This window comes from Aurantimicrobium sp. INA4 (assembly GCF_027924525.1).
GTDB lineage: Bacteria > Actinomycetota > Actinomycetes > Actinomycetales > Microbacteriaceae > Aurantimicrobium.
The window spans coordinates 51,989-70,477 of the sequence record NZ_AP027040.1 but is presented as its reverse complement, the minus strand read 5'-3'; the positions used below and the strand labels follow the sequence as shown (position 1 = coordinate 70,477).

Genomic DNA, 18,489 nt, shown 5'->3' with positions numbered 1-18,489 from the left:
AACCCCACAACCAAGGAATTAGATCAACCGCTGTCGTTGTTTGATAACCGAGGGTGACACGGGGGTTCCCTCCGGAGTCATTTCAGATGGAACGGGATCACCGGCAACCACGCGCAAGGGGAGAATGCCAGCCCAGATTGAGCGGTCATCTCCATCGTCCTCAAACTCATCAACCGGTCCAGCACTCACCTTCACGCTGGCTACATCCAACGGGATGCTCAGCACCATGGTCGCGGCGAGTTCTTTCTTGGTGGTCTCGCGAACCTCATCCCAGCGACCTGGCATCATGTGGTCGGTCAGAGTCGCAAGTGCGGAGAGTTTCTGCTCCCCCTCAATAACTGTTGCTGTGCCCATGATGACAGCGGATCGGTAATGCATGGAGCTTTCAAAAGCTGAGCGTGCATAGACAAGTCCATCCAGTAGTGTCACCGCCACACACACGTCTCGGCCATCCGCTATTTCTCGGAAGATTCCCGAGCCGGTTGAACCGTGAATGAGCAAGTGATTGCCATCCCGACCAATACCCACAGGCAACACCATCGGTTTACCATCTCGAACTACAGCAACGTGACCATAAATGGCCTCGTCGAGAAGAGCGTTTAACGCATCACGGTCAAAGACTTGCTTTTCATCAAGACGCTTAACTCGTGTTTGTTCCGTGCGAGGAAGTTCGTGATTACTCAAAAGACACCTGCTTGTCATACTCAGCAAAACGAGATTTCATCACCTTGAGCGATTCAGGGTTCTGATCCACCAAGATGAAGTTTCGGCCAAGGCCCAAGGCGGCAGCACCGGTTGTTCCACTCCCAGCAAAGAAGTCGAGCACAGTGTCGCCCTTGCGACTGGAGGCTTGAATGATGCGGCGAAGAATACCTTCAGGCTTTTGCGTGGGATAGCCCGTCTTCTCTTTGCCGGTTGGAGAGACGATGGTGTGCCACCACACATCAGTGGGAAGTTTTCCTTTAGCGGCCTTCTCAGCAGTGACCAAACCTGGAGCCATATAGGGCTCCCGGTCGACCTCTTCAGAGTTGAAGTAGTACGTCTTCGGGTTCTTCACATAAACCAGGATGGTGTCATGCTTGGCAGGCCAGCGACCCTTGGCCTTTGCGCCATAGTCATATGCCCAAATGAGTTCGTTGATAAAACTGTCACGGCCAAAGAGGGCGTCCAGCATCACCTTGGCATAGTGTGCCTCGCGATAGTCAAGGTGAAGATAGAGCGTTCCATCATCAGCTAGCAGACGCCACGCCTCGCGCAGGCGCGGCTCAAGGAACGCCCAATAGTCATCAAAGCGATCGTCATATTTCATGAGGTCGCTGCGCGTGCGCTCATAGCTCTTACCTTTGAAGCCCACCAAACCCTTGGTCGAATCATCCGCGGCCAGCACCGAGGTGACCTTGCTTCGTGTTTGTTCACGTCCGGTGTTGAACGGCGGGTCGATATAAATCAGGGTGACGGACTCATCTGGCAACGTCGCTAAGACATCAAGGTTGTTTCCCTTGATGATGCGACCGGTTGCAGAACTCACCTGCCTATTCTGGCAGTTCTCGTCGTAGGCTCGTTCTATGAGCACTGAAGTGGTTCACCAGCCCAGTAAATCTCGCTACGTCATCCTGATTGATGACAAGGAAGTTGGCGTAGCCCACTACCTCTCTCGAGAGAACGACATCATGATTACCGGAACCTTCATTGACCCCGCTCATCGCAATGAAGGCCTGGGGGCCATCCTGGTTCGTCGCACCATTGATGACATCATTGCCACCACGACCAAGAAGGTCACCTCAGGATGCTGGTTTGTCACCCAATGGCTCGATCTGCACCCAAACTACGTGGACAAGGCACGGTCTGGCGGGGTGGATGCCGAACTGGGCAACACCTGCCGAAATGTTTAGGACGCTACCCGTTCAGAAATCCACGAGATCATGTCGTCGATGACTTCTTCTTTGTTGGTCTCGTTGAAGATTTCGTGACGAGCCTCGGGATACACGCCCACGGTCACATCTGTTTGGCCTGCACGCTCGATATAGCTCTCGGCGAGCTTGATGTTGCTGGGCTTGCCGCCTAAAGGATCATCTTCGCCCACGATGAGCAAGATGGGAACCTGTGCCATATCTTTGGCGGGCTTGCCGAACAGGCGTAATCCATCGGCAACGCCATAGAGCTTAAGAGTGTCTGCTTCAAAGGTCCACGGATCTTCCTTGAAAGATGTCCACACAGCAGGATCACGGCTGAGCCACTCGTGTCCGGTGCAGCCGGGTGTATCAAAGCGCTTATTGAGCTTGCCAGCATTCATCGAGCCAGGCTGGCGGTAGGCACTTCCCGAGAACACCACGGCGGCGTAGTCCGCAGCGTGATCGTTGATCAGGATTTGCCCCATCAAAGAGCCCATGCTGTGGCCTAAGAGAACGATCGGAACTCCAGGGTTTTGCTCCCGAATAATCTCGGTCATCTGAGTGAAATCTGCCACCGCAGCGCGCAGGCCACCCGGGCCCAACTTTCCTAGCTTGGAAAGATCTCCACCAAACTGCTTAACTCCGGTACGGCCGTGGCCACGCTGATCGGGGGCATAAACCGAGTAGCCTGCCGAGTTAAGCGCCGCTGCGACGTGTGCATAGCGTCCAGCGTGATCACCGAGGCCGTGCATAATCTGAACAACTGCTCTCGGTTTCTCTACCGAATACACGTCATAAACGATGGTCACGCCTTGTGGATCAATATATTCGGCCGTTTTCATTAGCGAACGCCTTCCATCAGCTTCAGAACCCACTTACGTATGAGTAAGAGCACAATACCGAGACCAATAGCTGCCAGGCCAGAGTAGGCGAAGTAATCGAAGTTCATTTCTGGGTGCTTCTCGTCATAGAGACCAGCAAGCTGACCTGACATCGCTGTTCCCAATGCACTGGAGAGGAACAACAGCGCCACCATCTGGGTGCGGAACGCAGTGGGTGCCAGTTTGGTGCTCACCGAGAGACTGACTGGAGAAATCAACAACTCAGCAATAGTGAAGACAAACAAAATCCCAACCAATGCGAGCAATGGCGCAGTGTGAGGAGCAGCGCTGTAAATCGTGAGGAACAGCAAGAAAGCAATACCCATCACGATTGTTCCCAAAGCCATCTTGACCGGGGTACTGGGCTGCTTGGTTCCCCACTTGGTCCACAGTGCAGCGAACACACCAGAGAGGGCAAGGATGAAGATGGGGTTAATGGACTGGACCCACGAGACTGGCATGTCCCATCCGAAAATGCTCAGGTTCAGCTGGTCGTTGGCAAAGACAGTCACGACCGTGAACTGCTGCTGATACAGAGACCAGAATGCAGCACAGGCAATAAAGAGTGGAATGAACGCCAACACCCGGTTGCGTTCCACTGTGGTGATGAGCTTGCTGCCCAAGATGACGACGAAATACGCAATAGCTGCAGCAAGCGTCACAACAATAATCACGGTGGAGAGGTTGCCGCTGGTGATCACTCCAGAGAGAACCAGAATGACAATGAGGGCAATGCCCGCCAGTGCCAACGCTCCCACTACCCACTTCTTGTTTGAAGGAAGTGGGTTAGGAACTAGACGTGTTTGTTCAGGAAGCTTGCGGCGCCCAATCGAGTACTGGGTCAAACCGGCAGCCATACCGACTGCAGCTAGGCCAAAGCCCCAGTGGAATCCGTAGGTGGTTTGCAAGAAACCCGTAGCGAGCGGGCCAACGAATGCACCCAGATTGATACCTAAGTAATACAGAGAGAAACCCGCATCTCGGCGAACATCGCCGGGTGCATAAAGTTGCCCCACAATGCTGGTGGCATTTGCTTTCACACCACCGGCACCGATAGCAATCAGAATCAACCCGACAATCAGTCCGGTGTAGGCGGGAAGAACTGCAAGTGCCACGTGGCCAAACATGACCATGACGGCAGCAAAGAACAGGACACGTTCGCTACCAAAAAGGCGGTCAGCTAACCACGCGCCCAAGATGGTGGCCAGATAAACACCACCGCCATAGGCGCCGACGATGCCGGTAGCGACCTTGACATCGATACCGAGGCCACCCTTGTCAGCAGGGTAGAACATGTACAACAGCAGGATTCCCTGCATGCCGTAGAAGGAAAAACGCTCCCACATTTCCACGCCAAAGATCGTGGTGAGTTGGCGGGGTTGGCCAAAGAATAATTTCTCAGGCTTCGTTGCAGGTGCGACAGTAGTCATCTGGCAATCCTAATTCTTGGAGACAAAATCGAATCGTTCTTGACGAAGTGCTTCAACTTCAGCCTCAACGATGTGTTCTAGCTGGCGATCAATTGCCCAGCTCAGCAACTGCTCAGCCATGAGTGGGTTACGCACCAAACAAGGTCCGTGGAAATAGGTTCCGATGACCCTGCCATTGATGGCGCCTTCGGTGCCATCACCATTTCCGATGCCTTGCGAGACAGTTGCGAGCGGGCGGACATCAGACCCTAGGTGTGTGTGACCACCATGGTTTTCATAACCAGTAAACGCTTGGGTGAGTCCTGCGGGAGCGAACTCGCTGGGAATCGCAATCATTTCACCGACAGCCCGTTTGTCCAAACGATCTGTGGTGACATCCAGCAGAGCCAACCCTTGCGATGGTTTGCCTTCAGCGTCAAGGAAAGTGTGTCCCAAGATTTGGTATCCGGCACAAATAGCAAAGACAGCTGCGCCATTCTTCACACCCTCGGCGAGCGCACCGCTGGCGTGCAGCGCAGCTGCGGCAGCGGACTGCGCAGTGTCTTCACCACCGCCAAGAACATAGATGTCTGCGTTATGCGGAACAGTTTGGCCAGGAGAAATCTCGAGAATTTCAACAGCTATCTCATGTAGGCCGGCAATGTGTTTGAGGGCAGCCACATTGCCGCCATCACCATAGGTTCCCAACAGGGTGGGATAGATCGAAGCAATCTTCACAACCTTGCTCATGCATCCACCTCGCCTTCGAGAGCTCCTACACGAATCTTTTGGAATGCCGTATAGGTTGCTGCGCAGTCGATGACGTCAAGCTCTCGAACAGAGGCAGGCAGATCGGCATCTGCGGCAAAGGGATCCTCCACAACCAGAGCATCAACGCCCGCGTGCAAAAGTCGAACAGCAAGATCACGGCGGCGATTACCAGATGCAATAACTGTGCGCCCGGCTAAACGTTCAAAGGGAACGTCCCACAACCAGGACGGGTCTCGCCCGTCAGCATGATTGGAATTAATCATGATGATCACTGGGGTTGGTGACGGTGGCATGATGTCGAGAAGTTCACTCCAGCCCGCAGGGTTCTTTGCAAGCAACAAACGAACCTTGAGGGCGCCCGATTTCACAATGGCATAGCGACCTGAAACTGCAGCCACACTCGACATGAGCTGCACCGCTTTATCGAGGTCAACTTTGAGCACACTGCACGCAGCAAGCGCCATCGTTGCATTTGACGCATTAAACCGGCCAGGCAAATTCAGTTTTGACAGGTCATATTTCTTGCCCTGCGGCGAGACCGCCGTTGCATGAAGCTTTCCGGCAGAGGCCGTCCACTCAAAAACCCAATCGGGTGTTGGGCGGCTGCGTCCACACCCTGAACAGTTCCATGTGTTCTCATCACGCACGAGTAACGTTCCGCACTCAGGACAGACAGAAGAATCTGCGGTCCAAGCTTGGCCCGCAGCAACCCAGACAATGTTCTTTGCCTTTTCTGCAGCAAAAACAATCATGGGATCATCGGCGTTAGCGATGATGAGAACCTCGGGGTTCTGTTCAATCATCTTGCGCCACTTGCGAGCCAGCATGGCCACTTCACTCATGCGGTCGAGCTGGTCACGGCTGAGGTTACCTAGGAGCACAACCTTTGGTTGTGTCTCTTTCACAATCCGCGGCAAATAAGCCTCGTCCACTTCGAGAACAGCCTGAGCACCTGGCTCACCTGTTGCCAGCGCCCACACAGCACCTTCGGTCATATTGGCACCGGTGGTGGGAGAAGCAACCGGTCCACTTTGGCTCAGCGCAGTGGCAAGTAATCGTGTAGTGGAGGTCTTTCCATTAGTTGCTGAAACGAGAGCAGCAACACGTCCTTGGGAGAGATGTTTAAGCGCATGGGGGGAAAGTCTGAGAGCAACTTTGCCGCCAATAATCATTCCCTCGCCACGGCCAGCAAGCCTCGAAGTGGCGGCTGCAAGTTTTCCTGCAGAAATCGCCAGACGGGTTCGCAGGGGCGTATTCACTCCTCTACTTTATGCTCTGCCCTTTCAATCCTTGACGAAGTACGTCATAAATATGGATGCTCTAAGCAAAGAGGTATATTCTCGACGCTTGTGAGTCGCGAATTCTGACGGCTACCTACTTCTTCATCGAACGGAACACCATGGCGAAAGCCGCACAATCAACGAAGTCCCTCAAAGGTTCTCTACTCCTTGCTTTTGGAGCTCTTGGTGTCGTCTACGGTGACATTGGAACAAGCCCTATCTATGCCTTCAAAGAATCAGTGAATGCCGGCGGAACAGCTGAAGAAAATGTTCTCGGAATTGTCTCGCTGGTCTTTTGGACGATCACCATTGTCGTCAGCATCAAATATCTCGTTGTTGTTCTCCGCGCAGACAACCATGGCGAAGGTGGGGTGCTCGCACTTTTTGCCCAACTGCCTCAACGAATTAGAGAGGCGCGTAAAGGAACTAAAGCAGCAATCGTCTTTATGATGCTTCTTGCTGCAGCTCTCCTTTTTGCTGACGGTTTACTTACTCCTGCTATTTCGGTTCTTTCAGCAACCGAAGGTTTGGGATCAATCAACCCAGACCTGGCACAATATGCGGTACCCGCGACGGTCATTATTTTGGCTCTGTTGTTTATCTTCCAATTCCGTGGAACTGGATTCCTGGGAACTATTTTTGGTCCCGTTATGCTGCTGTGGTTCGCCACAATTGGAATTTTGGGAGTTCTCCAACTCGTCCAGAACCCCGTCGCTCTCATCGGTCTCAACCCGGTTTATGCAGTCGAGTACATCGCCCGTCACGGATGGTTCACACTCATCGTGATGTCTTCTGTCATTCTGGCTGTCACGGGAGCAGAGGCTCTGTATGCAGACTTGGGACATTTCGGTAAGTCCCCCATTCGGATTGGATGGTTTGGTCTGGTCAACATCAGTTTGGTGCTGTGTTACCTGGGCCAGGCAGCGCTAGTTTTGCGTGAACCTGAAATGGCCGAAAACCCCTTCTTCGGACTCGCTCCCAATCCTGCAGTGGTCATTTATATGGTTTTGCTCTCCACAGCAGCAACAATCATTGCCTCACAAGCATTGATTACAGGCGTTGCGTCCATTGCGAGCCAAGCAATTCAAATGGGCCTCATAGCTCGTATGAAGGTTGTGCACACAAACTTCCGTCACGTCGGGCAAATATATGTTCCATTTGTCAACGCCATCGTCGGCGTTGGTGCCATAGCTCTAGTCATCATTTTTGAAACTTCTGCAGCGCTTGCTGGAGCATATGCCTTTGCCATCGCCGGAACCATGCTCATCACGACAATCGCATTGTTCTGGGTGGCAATCGAAAACTGGAAGTGGAAACCTGTTTTCGCCATTCCTTTGCTGTCGTTGTTCCTCATCATTGACTTATCGTTTGTCATTTCAACTTCCACCAAGATTTTCAAGGATGCCTGGGTTCCTTTAGCTGTTGGTTTTGTTGTTGCCTCGATTATGTGGATCTGGCGCAAGGGTCGATTCCTGCTTAACGAGATGCTTGCCAATGAGTCAATGACCTGGGACAAAGTAGACAAATTACGTAAATCCTCAAAGATTTCAGTCACGCATTCTGTTGGTATTTACCTAGCTGCGATCCCCAGCCTTGTCCCCCAGGCGCTCGAAGCACAGATTCGTGCGTTGAAATCGATGCCAGAGAAGATCATCATGGTCCACGTGGTAACGACGGAACACCCCTATTCCAAAGAGAAGCCGCTCTACACGGAGCTCTCCGAATACGTTGCCAAGGTGACTATCTTCACCGGTTTCATGGAGAGGACAGATATTCCTCGTGCTCTGCGCTCTAAACACATTAAGCCGCATTTTGATGAAAAGGAAGCCACCTACTTTGTTGCTTCACGTAAATTCGTGAATCCACATACCGGTGATCTCAACAAAGTGGAAGATCTCATCTTCTCGGCAATGCACCGGAATTCAGAATCTGCTTCGGAATATTTCAAGTTGCCGCCGGGCCGAGTCATCACGATCTCCATTTCAATGGAGTAACTAATTCCTGTCTGAGTTCAGGAGCCCTAATAAGCTCATCTCATGGACAACTTGGACCGTCGCATCATTGATCAACTGCGTCAGAACTCTCGAGCCGCCTATGGAGACATCGGAAGCGTCATAGGGCTGTCTGCATCAGCCGTCAAACGTCGTGTTGATCGCTTGATCTCTGACGGGGTCATTCGTGGATTCACCATCCACGTTGATCCTTCTGTTGAGGGCCTGGAGACCGAGGCTTACGTCGAATTGTTCTGCCGTGGCACGGTTGCACCCGATGAGCTTCGCCGACTCCTCGAAGGAGTTCCAGATGTTGTCGATGCGGGCACCGTCTCCGGAAGCGCTGACGCGATTGTGCACATGCGCAGCCACAACATTGCCAGCCTGGAGGATGCACTAGAAGCCGTGCGCAACGCCCCGAACGTGGACCACACGAGAACCTCTATCGTGATGTCGCGACTCATTTATCGCGAATAGTTTGTTCCCAAACGTCCCCGCTAGGCTGGAGGAATGAGCAAAGAAGCCTACGACGTCGTTATCGTTGGCGGGGGTCACAACGGCCTGACCGCCGCCGCCTATTTAGCTAAGACCGGACGGTCTGTTCTTGTGTTGGAGCGAAGTGACCACGTCGGTGGTGCTGCAATATCTGCTGAGGCATTTGAGGGCATTGACGCCCGGCTCTCCCGATACAGCTACCTGGTGAGCCTTCTACCCCAAAAGATCATTGATGATCTTGGACTGGATGTGAAACTCATTCGTCGCCGCTACTCTTCCTACACTCCAGTGCCCGCAAACCCTGAACTGGGTTTACTGGTAGATAACCAGGATTCTTCTGCGACCGCGTCCTCGTTCTCTCGCATTGGTGAAGCAGAAGATGCTGCCGGCTTTGAAGCGTTCTATGCCAAGACCATCGAGTTAGCCAAGGTGCTGTGGCCAACCGTGACTGAGCCTCTCGTCACACGCTCAGAAGCCAAGAAGCTCCTGGGGAACGACGTTGTATGGGATGAATTTATCGAACGCCCACTCGGTGAAGTTATCGAACGTGACATTAAGGGCGACATTGCTCGTGGTGTTGCTTACACTGACGGCATTATCGGAACCTTCGCCGCACCACACGATGCCAGCTTGGATCAAAACCGTTGCTTCCTGTATCACGTGATTGGCGGCACCACGGGTGACTGGGATGTGCCCGTTGGTGGCATGGGTGCTGTCTCGGGTGAGATAGCTCGCGCAGCACGCCAGGCAGGTGCTACCTTGCTCACTGAAGCCGAAGTTACAGCTATTGCTCCAGCTGAATCAATTGGTGACCTCAACGCTGTGTTCTACACCAGGGACGGTCAGGCGCACGAAGTGAGCACTCCCTGGGTTCTCGCTAACGTTTCTCCCTGGGTTCTTGCTCAATTGTTGGGCGAAGAACTGGCACCTGAGAAGCGCCCGGAGGGCGCTCAAGTTAAAGTCAATTTGCTGCTCAAGAGATTGCCAAAGCTGGCGGACCCGACTGTTACACCTGAGCAAGCTTTTGGCGGAACCTTCCACATCAACGAAACATACGGCCAACTGCAGAAAGCTTTCGAAGAGGCCTCTGCGGGCAAGGTTCCGTCAACCATGCCGTGTGAAATCTATTGCCACTCGCTCAGTGATCCCAGCATTTTGGGTCCAGAGCTACGTGCTGCAGGGGCACAGACACTGACAGTGTTTGGTATTCACGCACCTCACTCTCTGGTCAACCGTGAGAACAATGATGCCGTTCGAGCACAGCTGCAAGAGGCAGTATTGCGGTCACTCAACAGCGTGCTCGCTGAGCCCATCGAAGACGTGCTCATGCGTGATGCCAATGGTGAGCTGTGTGTAGAAACTAAGACCACACTTGATCTCGAAGATGCCCTCAATATGACCGGTGGAAACATTTTCCACGGTCTTCTCTCCTGGCCATGGGTCGAGGACGATGAAGATCTCTCCACCCCTGCAGCTCGGTGGGGTGTGGCAACTGACTACCCCGGAGTATTGCTCTGTGGTTCTGGTGCTCGTCGCGGTGGTGCCGTCTCCGGTATTGGTGGCCACAACGCCGCCATGGCCGTGCTCGAAAGCAGCTAGCTGTTCTCATGCCACCCATTGAGAATCTGATTGCGTTCACCATTGCGGCGCTGGTGATCATTTTGATCCCTGGCCCCTCCGTCATGTTCGCGGTCGGGCGCTCTCTTGCCCTGGGCAAGGGCGCCGGTGTTCTCACGGTTGTCGGTAACGCGATAGGCACCTCAGTCTGGTTGATTGCTGTTGTGTTGGGCTTGGGCGCCATAGTTGCCAGTTCAGAGTTCCTGTTCTATGGAATCAAGTACTTGGGTGCGGCCTATCTTGCTTATCTAGGCATCCAAGCGTTCCGCCACCGCAAAGACCACGGCTTTGATATTGACGCCAGTGGCCCGCAGCAATCCAAACTCAAGACATTGCGTGAAGGATTCTTGGTGGGAATTAGTAATCCCAAGACCATGGTGTTCTTCACCGCGGTGCTTCCGGGCTTTGTGGATGTGAAGCAAGGCAATGTCATGCTGCAATTGCTGATCTTGGGACTGATCTTCGAGATCATTGGTGTCTTGAGTGACTCGATGTATGCCATCGGAGCTGGTTTGGCGCGCGACTGGTTTGCCAAAGACCCCAAGCGTTTAGCTATTGTTCAGGGCACCGGAGGCATCCTGATTATTGGCTTGGCTATCTGGGTAGCCTTCTTCGACTCTCTTTAGTCAAGAAGTAGAGCAGGCTCTTCGACCACGCTGGCCACGTCAGCCAAGAAGCGGCTGGCCACGTCACCATCAACCACGCGGTGGTCAAAGCTAGCACCTAAGGTGGTGACGAAACGTGGACGAACCTCACCGTCAACAACCCAGGGCTTTTGCTTGATTGTTCCCAGGGCAAGGATGCCCACTTCACCGGGGTTCAGGATGGGGGTTCCGGTGTCCATGCCGAACACACCAATGTTGGTCACGGTGATTGTTCCGCCGGCCATGTCAGCTGGGGAGGTCTTACCGTCACGAGCATCCAGGGTGAGCTTCTCGAGAGCTTGAGCGAGCTCAAGCAGGCTCATCTCATGAGAGTCTTTGACGTTGGGAACAATGAGACCACGCGGTGTGGCTGCGGCAACACCTAAGTTCACATAGCGGTGAACAATGATTTCTTTGTCGGTCCACGTCGAGTTCACGGTGGGGTTGCGTCGCACTGCCCAGATGATGGCCTTGGCCAGAATCAGCAGTGGCGACACCTTCACACCAGCAAAGTCAGGAGAGTTCTTGAGTCGCTTGACGAACTCCATCGTGCGGGTGGCATCAACATCAACGAAAACGGAAACGTGTGGAGCTGTGAACGCGCTTTGCACCATCGCCGTCGCAATGGCCTTGCGCACGCCTTTAACGGGGATGCGCTCTTCGCGCTCTTCAGGCCATTCAGGAGTTTGAATGTTGCGGAAAACGGATGCTTGTGAGGCGTGGCGAATCACGTCATCACGGGTGATTTCTCCGGCAATACCAGTTGCCTGAACCTCAGCGAGGTTCACGTCGAGATCCTTGGCCAACTTACGAATAGGCGGCTTCGCAATGACGGGCACTGCTTCTGTGACCGGAAGGGATGCTGGGCGCTTAGCAACAGGAGCAGGTGTAAGTGCTTGAGGAACGGGTGTCACAACTGCGGGTGCAGCTGGTGGGGTGGGAGCAGGAGCATTTCCACCACGACGACGGCGTGTAGCGGCGTGGCCACCAACGCCGTAACCAACCAGAACACTTCCGGAGGCTTCGTCTTTGGCATCCTTGGCGCCATCCATCTCGCTGTCTGCGGTGACGAACACTTCATTCGCCATTGCTGCCTGAGCGAGGGTAGGTGTGGGCGCTGTCAGCATAGAGTCGCCGGCAGAAGAAATGGTGATGATTGCTGTGCCAACCTCAACGGTTTCACCTTCTTGGGCAAGCAGTTCACTGACCTGCCCCTCATAGGGGCTGGGCAGTTCAACCAGAGACTTGGCCGTCTCAATCTCAACCAAGATGTCATTGATGGCGACGGAGTCTCCGGGCTTGACCTTCCAGGAAACAATCTCTGCCTCTGTAAGGCCTTCACCCACGTCGGGGAGGTAGAACTTAGATACCGTCATCTGGTCACTCCTAGTAACTCAGCACTCGGTCGACAGCGTCGAGGACGCGGTCCGAGTCGGGTAGGTAGATGGCCTCAAGCTTTGCTGGAGGGAAGGGGGTGTCGAATCCTGTCACGCGCAGCACGGGGGCTTCGAGAGAGTAGAAGGCCTTCTCTGTGATGGTGGCGGCAACCTCTGAAGCCAGGCTCACATTGCCGGGGGCTTCCTGAGCAATCACACAACGACCGGTCTTGCGAACGGATTCCAACACTGGCGCGTAATCAATCGGAGAGAGTGAACGCAGGTCGATCACTTCCAAGCTCATGCCTTCTTGGGCAGCGACTTCTGCTGCCTGCAGCAGAACGCTGACCATCGCTCCGTGACCAACAACCGTCACGTCGGTTCCTTGGCGCACGACTCGTGATGCATGCAGAGGGAAGTTTGATGCTGAGGTGTCAACATCTGCCTTGGGCCAGTATCGACTCATGGGCTCGAAGAAGATCACGGGGTCGTTGGACTGGATGGATTCTTGGATCATCCAATAGGCATCGTGAGGATTGCAGGGGCTGACCACGCGCAAACCTGCAGTGTGCAAGAAATAGGCCTCATTGCTTTCCTGGTGGTGCTCTACTGCACCAATGTGGCCACCATAAGGAATACGGATCACGACGGGGAATTGCATGGCGCCCTCGTGGCGGTTGGTGAGCTTCGCCAGCTGGCTAGTGATTTGGTCAAAGGCGGGATACACAAAACCGTTGAACTGAATCTCGACAACGGGGCGGTAGCCGCGCATGGCCAAACCAATGGCTGTACCCACGATTCCAGATTCGGCGAGCGGGGTATCGAGCACGCGGTTAGCGCCAAATTCTTGCTTGAGTCCTTCGGTGACACGGAAGACACCACCGAGGGTTCCAATATCTTCACCCATCATGATGACCTTGGGGTCATTAAGCATCGCCTGACGCAGACCCAGGTTAATGGCCTTACCTAATGGAAGGTTTTCAATAGCCACTAGTGACCACCTCCCTGCTCGTCGAAGGATGCCTCATAGGCAGCCAGCCATGCGCTTTGCTCATCCATGACTGGATGTGGGTCGGTGTAAACGTGGTTGAACATGCTGGCAGGTTCAGGGTTCTTCAAATCGACGGTGCGGCGGCGAATATCGCTGGCGAAGTCTGCAGCTTCCTGGTGAACTTCATCAAAGAAGGACTGGGGCGCACCTGCGTTGCGTAGGAATGCTTCCATACGGCTGATGGGGTCGCGGGCGATCCAGGAATCCAGTTCCGCATCGGTGCGGTATTTGGTGGGATCATCACTCGAGGTGTGTGCACCAATGCGGTAGGTGTGTGCCTCGATCAGGCTCGGGCCTTTACCGCTGCGGGCATCATCGAGCTGTTTCGCGGTAACCGCATAGCTCGCAAAGACGTCATTACCGTCTACCTGAACGCCGGGGATGCCGAAGCCTTCACCGCGCTTGTACAGCGGAACACGTGCTTGAGTGCTGACCGGGACCGAGATAGCCCAGTGGTTGTTTTGCACAAAGAACACCTGAGGCGTTTGATAGCTGGCAGCGAAGACAAAGGCTTCGCTGACATCACCCTGGCTTGTTGCACCATCACCGAAATACACAATGACGGCCTGGTCTGTGTCAGGGTTCCCGGTGTTGGTGGTGCCATCAAAGTTGATGCCCATGCCATAACCGGTGGCATGCAAAGCCTGCGAACCAATCACGAGGGTATAGATATGGAAGTTCTTATACGCAGGGTTTTTGGGATCCCAGCCGCCGTGCGTCAATCCGCGAAGAACACGGATGATGTCTAAGACATCAATGCCACGAATCATGCCGATGGCATGCTCGCGGTATGCGGGAAAAATGTGGTCTTGGTCTTTGGTGGCGTGGGCTGAACCAACCTGTGCACCCTCTTGGCCGTGGCTAGGAACCCATAACGCGAGTTGTCCCTGACGCTGCAGGTTGGTTGCTTCGGTATCGAAACGACGAATGACAACCATGTCGCGGTAGAACTTGCGGTGATCAGCCTCAGTCAAGCGCTGGAAGTAGGGCATAAACTCTTCAGCGCTCTCGCTGGGAGCAAAGTTACCTTCGGGCGTGAGGAACTGCACCATGGGATCTAAAGTCTCATCGGCCATGTACCCAATCTATCCCGTCTCAGGGGTCCTAACTGGTAGGTCTTCTACAATCTCTTGCCAAAACCCTAGGAGCTACTCACTAAATCGGAGAACTGAGAGAATAAGAGAATGAAGTCTTTTTCTCTTTCTGTCGTGATCAACGCGATTGCGCTCTGGCTGACCACTGTATTGCTGCCCGAAAACCTCTGGATCATTCCCCGTGACCAACAGGCGATTGGTCACATTCTCACCTTGGCTTTTGTTGCCATTGTTTTCGGTTTTGTCAACGGAACTGTGGGTCGAGTACTTCGTTTCCTCGCATTCCCACTGTTTATCTTGACCCTCGGATTTATGGCCTTGGTAGTTAACGGACTTCTGCTGATGTTTGTTGCTTGGTTGACTCAGGTCTTCGGATTTGGTTACGGCCTCGAGGTTGCTGGCTTCTGGGCTGGCTTCTGGGCAGCCTTGGTGCTCTCCATTATCAGTTGGCTTCTTGGATTGATTCTGCGGCCAGCAGCTGGGGCTTAATTACTTTCATTGCACACGGTCACCACGAAATGTGGTGACCGTTGCTGTTCCACGCATGTGCTGGGATAGCCGGTGCTGTTGTGTAACTAGTTTGTTGTCGGTGCTTCGGTCCATGACCGCACCTGTCTCGATGTAGCGGGAAAGGTTATGTGCAGGTAGCACTTGATCCCTGGGTGCACTCGTACCTGAATAGAGCGAACGCTTCACAGTGAGATGTGTGGCCACTGCCACCGGTGCAGCAACGCCACTGAGGGATGGAATGACGTCTTCACTATGTTCGACTGACAAAACATGAACGTCTTCCGGAATCTCAATATGGTGCAGTGGTGCTCCCACCGTCACCACATCACTGACTCGATACTCCCCTGAGGCTGCCAGCTGTGCTGCAATCAATCCGCCCTGAGAGTGGCCGACAAGAATGACATTGTCGCTGGCTGAGATGCCAGCTTCCTTCATGGCCATCACAGCTGCACGATAACTTCCCGAATCCAGCTCCGCAATTGAATGCATATTGCTGGTCATGTCCCACGGTTCAGCACCGGGTTCAACACCAGCATCGATGGTTCCACCGAGATACACCACATAGCCGCTGTCATATCGTTCGATGCGGATTTGTTCGGCGCCGTCCTCGGCACGAGGTATTCGTGAAATCACGTCCTGATATCCCTGCGGGGCTGGTGCTGTGAATTGTGACACTTCACGAACTCGAACGGGAGTCTCTTGCAAGGTGCGTGCACCAACTAGACCTAAACCCGCAATCACTCCGGTAGCAATCGCATCTTCTCCGGAGAAAACCCCATCCCGTGATGGTTTGGGCAGCCCTACAACCCCTGCCACGAAATCATCGGTACCCGAGACGAGATGTGCCGTTGCCGTGACGAGAAGAGGGCTACTGAAAACCTGTCCTGAATCTGGCAATCTTTTCTCAAACTGCGTCAGAAATGCGTCATAGGCACTTCCAGGTGCAATGCGTCGTGCTGCAGCCAATCCCAGCACGATGGCCACGCCACCAATAATGGCGGGGCCATAGGCAGCCACCAGAGCCGGCATTACTCGGCCAAGGTTCCACAACAGCGTGGAACTGATTTCTTCCGTGACGCCGCGAAGATATAACTCCCGTTGGGCATACTGCCGGGACCCCTCACCAGCTTTCGCTGCGAGATCTTTTACTCGGTGAGCGCACTGAGCAGTTCGAAGAAAACAGTGTCGCAATGATGCTGATGTGAAGGAGGAGTGAAGTGCCCGGGAAAGGGCATGCTCGAGTTCTACTGCCCGGGCATGCAATCTGGCGGAGAGATCATCGAGGATGACGGTGTCTACTGCAGTGCTGGTGAAAGTTCGCATCATCCTGGATGCTCCAGTGCGGTAAGGATCTCCCTCTTGGCCTGACGTAACTCAGAAATGATGTCCTCAACCTGAGCGTCATAGGCGGCTCTGGCGCTACCCCACCACAGTGGGTCGGGAATACCGTTGTGGAGGGTGTGAATACTGGCGTCAATGGTGGCTACGAGGTCATGCCAGATCATGCGTGTCTGGGGTGGCAGGGTGAGCGGTATGAAGTCGTCGGGCACAGGGCTACTGTGCTGGAGTATTGCCGTGACACAACTGTCTCAAGGTGTTTCTGTGGAAAGGATTGCCCCGCTCTGCCTGTGAAGGGATGCCCTAAATGTTTGGGAGAATAGAGGTATGACGCTTCCTCCTCAGGTTCTTAGCCCGCTCGATGGTCGATACCACGCAGTTGTTTCCCCATTGGGTGAATACCTCTCTGAGGCAGGGCTCAACCGTGCACGTGTGACGGTGGAAGTGGAATGGTTGATTTACCTCACCAACCACAGCATGTTTGGCACGAGCCCCTTGAGCGAAGCAAACATCGCCGCTCTGCGTGCACTCGTGACTAACTTTGGACAGGCAGAGATTGATGAGCTTGCTCGCCTCGAAGCCACAACCCGTCACGATGTTAAAGCTGTTGAATATTTGGTTCGTGCGAAGCTCTCCGAGCTTGGCTTAGATCACATTGCTGAACTGACCCACTTTGCCTGCACGAGTGAAGACATCAACAACCTCTCTTACGCCCTCATCGTGCGGGACGCCACCAAGAACATTTGGCTGCCAGCGCTGAGCTCCGTCATCGCGCGCTTGCGGGAACTCTCCGTAGACTACCGCGACGAAGCGATGTTGGCGAAGACCCACGGTCAGCCTGCAACCCCCACCACCATGGGTAAAGAACTTGCGGTGTTTGTGTACCGTCTTGAGCGTATTCAGAAGCAGATTGAGCACTCTGAATACTTGGGTAAGTTCTCTGGCGCAACCGGAACTTTCTCCGCTCACCTTGCAGCAGACCCTGCAGCAAACTGGCCACAGATCTCTGAAGAGTTCGTCACTGGATTGGGTCTGACCTGGAACCCGCTGACTACTCAGATTGAATCTCACGACTGGCAAGCTGAGCTGTACACCAAGATTTCTCACGCGAACCGCGTTGTACACAACCTGGCCACAGACATCTGGACCTACATCTCGATGGGCTACTTCCGCCAGATTCCTCAGGCAGGCGCTACTGGTTCCTCAACCATGCCTCACAAGATCAACCCGATTCGTTTCGAGAACGCTGAGGCAAACCTCGAGCTCTCCTGCGCAATCTTGGATTCCCTCTCTGCCACCTTGGTGACCAGCCGTCTGCAGCGTGACCTCACCGACTCCACCACCCAGCGCAACGTGGGTGTGGGTTTTGGTCACTCCCTGTTGGCTCTGGATAACATCCGTCGTGGACTGAGCGAAATCGACCTCGATTCAGATGCCCTTGCTTACGATTTGGACACCAACTGGGAAATCCTGGGCGAAGCTATCCAGACAGTGATTCGTGCAGAAGTTGCCGCAGGACGCTCGACCATCTCTGACCCTTACGCTTTGCTCAAGGAACTCACTCGCGGCAAGCGCATTGGTCGTGACGACCTGATTGCTTTTGTTTCCGAACTCGAGATTGGTGACGAAGCGAAGGCTCGTCTGTTGGAACTCACTCCTGCCGGATACGTTGGCTTGGCTTCACAGCTGGTAGATCGCCTGAACTAATCCCGGCCTGGGGGTCGTGTGAGCTTCCCCCGTGGGCCATAGGTAACTCTGGCTATTGGTGACTCGAGTGCGCACATCTCCTTACGGCCGAACCACTTAATTCGGTGCCGTGCAACGTACCGATACAGCGCATCACGCCAGGGCCGAGGAATGATTCTTGCCATCGTGGCAAGCACATTCCAGCGCCTGGGCAACACGTCAGAAAGCGCGAGAACAGCATTGCTTTCTTGAAGAACAAGGCCATCCCTGATTACGACAACCGAGTCAAAGTCTGTGATTGCGGCCGCCTGAAGCAGTTCGGCACCCCAGTCAGATTCGCCCGGAACAATGCAGATGTTCTCAGCTGTGAGTTTGTCTTCAGGGATTCGTTTTCCCAACCATTCGATCAGTCCCACACACAGTGCGCAGTCACCATCGATGAGGACAATCATCA

At 54.0% G+C, this 18,489-nt stretch carries 19 protein-coding genes; 7 read left to right on the top strand and 12 right to left on the bottom strand.

Annotated features, from left to right (window positions below; all coding sequences use genetic code 11):
- Positions 1-18 precede the first annotated feature (18 nt).
- Positions 19-684: a pyridoxamine 5'-phosphate oxidase family protein gene (locus AINA4_RS00395; RefSeq protein ID WP_281786998.1), complete on the bottom strand. Its 666-nt coding sequence runs from the start codon at positions 682-684 to the stop codon at positions 19-21.
- On the bottom strand, positions 677-1,528 hold the full coding sequence (locus tag AINA4_RS00390; RefSeq protein WP_281786997.1) for a site-specific DNA-methyltransferase: 852 nt from the start codon (positions 1,526-1,528) through the stop codon (positions 677-679). Before AINA4_RS00390 ends, AINA4_RS00395 begins: the two co-directional genes overlap by 8 nt.
- A gap of 37 nt (positions 1,529-1,565) precedes the next feature.
- Here AINA4_RS00390 and AINA4_RS00385 point away from each other — a divergent pair, with 37 nt between their 5' ends.
- Entirely contained in the window at positions 1,566-1,892 is a 327-nt protein-coding gene (locus tag AINA4_RS00385) for a GNAT family N-acetyltransferase (protein WP_281786996.1), read from the top strand.
- On the opposite strand, the gene AINA4_RS00380 is transcribed toward AINA4_RS00385, so the two are convergent.
- The 4 genes from AINA4_RS00380 to AINA4_RS00365 are packed head-to-tail and all read right to left on the bottom strand — an operon-like array spanning position 1,889 to position 6,212.
- Positions 1,889-2,734 (bottom strand): alpha/beta fold hydrolase, encoded by an 846-nt coding sequence (locus AINA4_RS00380; RefSeq protein WP_281786995.1) that lies wholly within the window; start codon positions 2,732-2,734, stop codon positions 1,889-1,891. The two genes, AINA4_RS00385 and AINA4_RS00380, sit on opposite strands and share 4 nt — an antisense overlap.
- Complete coding sequence (locus AINA4_RS00375; RefSeq protein WP_281786994.1) at positions 2,734-4,203, bottom strand: peptide MFS transporter; 1,470 nt, start codon at positions 4,201-4,203, stop codon at positions 2,734-2,736. Before AINA4_RS00375 ends, AINA4_RS00380 begins: the two co-directional genes overlap by 1 nt.
- 9 nt (positions 4,204-4,212) lie before the next feature.
- Positions 4,213-4,932 carry a hypothetical protein gene (locus AINA4_RS00370; RefSeq protein ID WP_281786992.1) on the bottom strand — a complete coding sequence of 240 codons (720 nt, stop codon included), beginning with the start codon at positions 4,930-4,932 and terminating at the stop codon, positions 4,213-4,215.
- Entirely contained in the window at positions 4,929-6,212 is a 1,284-nt protein-coding gene (locus AINA4_RS00365) for a MurT ligase domain-containing protein (RefSeq protein WP_281786990.1), read from the bottom strand. The genes AINA4_RS00370 and AINA4_RS00365 overlap by 4 nt, the downstream gene beginning before the upstream one ends.
- A gap of 140 nt (positions 6,213-6,352) precedes the next feature.
- Between AINA4_RS00365 and AINA4_RS00360 the strand changes: the two genes are divergently transcribed.
- The 4 genes from AINA4_RS00360 to AINA4_RS00345 are packed head-to-tail and all read left to right on the top strand — an operon-like array spanning position 6,353 to position 10,962.
- Complete coding sequence (locus AINA4_RS00360; protein ID WP_281786988.1) at positions 6,353-8,227, top strand: KUP/HAK/KT family potassium transporter; 1,875 nt, start codon at positions 6,353-6,355, stop codon at positions 8,225-8,227.
- A gap of 42 nt (positions 8,228-8,269) precedes the next feature.
- Positions 8,270-8,701: an Lrp/AsnC family transcriptional regulator gene (locus AINA4_RS00355; protein WP_281786987.1), complete on the top strand. Its 432-nt coding sequence runs from the start codon at positions 8,270-8,272 to the stop codon at positions 8,699-8,701.
- A gap of 33 nt (positions 8,702-8,734) precedes the next feature.
- Entirely contained in the window at positions 8,735-10,318 is a 1,584-nt protein-coding gene (locus AINA4_RS00350; protein ID WP_281786986.1) for an NAD(P)/FAD-dependent oxidoreductase, read from the top strand.
- An 8-nt stretch (positions 10,319-10,326) separates the two neighbouring features.
- On the top strand, positions 10,327-10,962 hold the full coding sequence (locus AINA4_RS00345; protein WP_281786984.1) for a LysE family translocator: 636 nt from the start codon (positions 10,327-10,329) through the stop codon (positions 10,960-10,962).
- Here AINA4_RS00345 and AINA4_RS00340 read toward each other — a convergent pair.
- The 3 genes from AINA4_RS00340 to AINA4_RS00330 are packed head-to-tail and all read right to left on the bottom strand — an operon-like array spanning position 10,959 to position 14,483.
- Positions 10,959-12,356 (bottom strand): dihydrolipoamide acetyltransferase family protein, encoded by a 1,398-nt coding sequence (locus AINA4_RS00340; RefSeq protein WP_281786981.1) that lies wholly within the window; start codon positions 12,354-12,356, stop codon positions 10,959-10,961. The two genes, AINA4_RS00345 and AINA4_RS00340, sit on opposite strands and share 4 nt — an antisense overlap.
- Before the next feature lie 10 nt (positions 12,357-12,366).
- Positions 12,367-13,347 carry an alpha-ketoacid dehydrogenase subunit beta gene (locus AINA4_RS00335; protein ID WP_281786980.1) on the bottom strand — a complete coding sequence of 327 codons (981 nt, stop codon included), beginning with the start codon at positions 13,345-13,347 and terminating at the stop codon, positions 12,367-12,369.
- Positions 13,347-14,483, bottom strand: coding sequence for a thiamine pyrophosphate-dependent dehydrogenase E1 component subunit alpha (locus AINA4_RS00330; RefSeq protein ID WP_281786978.1), 1,137 nt, complete (start codon positions 14,481-14,483; stop codon positions 13,347-13,349). The genes AINA4_RS00335 and AINA4_RS00330 overlap by 1 nt, the downstream gene beginning before the upstream one ends.
- A gap of 108 nt (positions 14,484-14,591) precedes the next feature.
- Between AINA4_RS00330 and AINA4_RS00325 the strand changes: the two genes are divergently transcribed.
- Positions 14,592-14,990 (top strand): phage holin family protein, encoded by a 399-nt coding sequence (locus AINA4_RS00325; protein WP_281786976.1) that lies wholly within the window; start codon positions 14,592-14,594, stop codon positions 14,988-14,990.
- A gap of 6 nt (positions 14,991-14,996) precedes the next feature.
- Here AINA4_RS00325 and AINA4_RS00320 read toward each other — a convergent pair whose 3' ends face one another.
- Positions 14,997-16,337 (bottom strand): alpha/beta fold hydrolase, encoded by a 1,341-nt coding sequence (locus AINA4_RS00320; protein ID WP_281786974.1) that lies wholly within the window; start codon positions 16,335-16,337, stop codon positions 14,997-14,999.
- Positions 16,334-16,561, bottom strand: a complete 228-nt coding sequence (locus AINA4_RS00315; protein WP_281786973.1) for a hypothetical protein — start codon at positions 16,559-16,561, stop codon at positions 16,334-16,336. Before AINA4_RS00315 ends, AINA4_RS00320 begins: the two co-directional genes overlap by 4 nt.
- Positions 16,562-16,676: 115 nt before the next feature.
- On the opposite strand from AINA4_RS00315, the gene purB reads away from it, so the two are divergent.
- Positions 16,677-18,056 carry an adenylosuccinate lyase gene (purB, locus tag AINA4_RS00310; protein WP_281786972.1) on the top strand — a complete coding sequence of 460 codons (1,380 nt, stop codon included), beginning with the start codon at positions 16,677-16,679 and terminating at the stop codon, positions 18,054-18,056.
- Here the strand turns inward: purB and AINA4_RS00305 are convergent.
- A complete protein-coding gene (locus AINA4_RS00305; protein WP_281786971.1) occupies positions 18,053-18,487 on the bottom strand; it encodes a DCC1-like thiol-disulfide oxidoreductase family protein in 435 nt (144 codons plus the stop codon). The two genes, purB and AINA4_RS00305, sit on opposite strands and share 4 nt — an antisense overlap.
- Between the last annotated feature and the right edge of the window lie 2 nt (positions 18,488-18,489).